The organism is Bradyrhizobium sp. PRIMUS42 (assembly GCF_023006515.1).
GTDB lineage: Bacteria > Pseudomonadota > Alphaproteobacteria > Rhizobiales > Xanthobacteraceae > Bradyrhizobium.
Genome location: NZ_JALBGZ010001292.1, coordinates 1 through 923 on the forward strand (window position 1 = coordinate 1; position 923 = coordinate 923).

Genomic DNA, 923 nt, shown 5'->3' on the forward strand with positions numbered 1-923 from the left:
CCGCGGCCCGTTGCCGACGCGATCTCCGCACTGGTCAATCTCGGCTACGGCCAGCCGCAGGCCGCCGCAGCCATTGCATCGGCATCGCGCAGCGCCGGTGAAGGCGCTGAAACGGCGCAGCTCATCCGCCTCGGTCTGAAGGAACTCGCGAAGTGACCGCGTCGATGGCCGAGCTCGTAGGGTGGGCAAAGCGCAGCGTGCCCACCATCTTTCAACCGACCGGAGACATGGTGGGCACGGCGCGAAGCGCGCCTTTGCCTACCCTGCGAGGAGCTCGCTAGGTGAGCGATCCCAAGGCCAACCGCATGGTCACGCCCGAGCGCCGCAGCGACGATGTCGGCGACACTGCGCTGCGCCCGCAATCGCTGTCCGACTTCGTCGGGCAGCAGCAGGCGCGCAAGAACCTGTCGATCTTCATCGAAGCCGCGCGCAAGCGCGGCGAGGCGCTGGATCACGTGCTGTTCGTCGGTCCGCCCGGTCTCGGCAAGACCACGCTGGCGCAGATCGTGGCCAAGGAGCTCGGCGTCGGCTTTCGCGCCACATCGGGGCCTGTCATCGCCAAGGCTGGCGATCTTGCGGCGCTGCTGACCAATCTCGAAGAGCGCGACGTGCTCTTCATCGACGAGATCCATCGCTTGAGCCCGGCCGTGGAGGAAGTGCTCTATCCCGCGATGGAGGACTTTCAGCTCGACCTCATCATCGGCGAGGGCCCGGCGGCGCGTTCGGTGAAGATCGAGCTGTCGAAATTCACGCTCGTCGGTGCCACCACGCGCGCAGGCCTGCTCACCAATCCCTTGCGCGATCGCTTCGGCATTCCGGTCCGGCTGAATTTCTACACGATCGAGGAACTCGAAAGCATCGTCAGCCGCGGCGCGCGCGTGCTTAACGTCGGCATGAGTGCAGACGGCGCCAACGAGATCGCG

The 923-nt window shown here is 66.2% G+C and carries 1 protein-coding gene and 1 pseudogene; both read left to right on the top strand.

Annotated elements, in window-relative coordinates; genetic code table 11:
• Positions 1–156 (top strand): annotated as a pseudogene (locus MOV75_RS39805) (Holliday junction branch migration protein RuvA); the annotation flags it as partial.
• A 125-nt stretch (positions 157–281) separates the two neighbouring features.
• A partial coding sequence (ruvB, locus tag MOV75_RS39810) for a Holliday junction branch migration DNA helicase RuvB (protein ID WP_247008324.1) occupies positions 282–923 on the top strand: 642 nt, incomplete at its 3' end.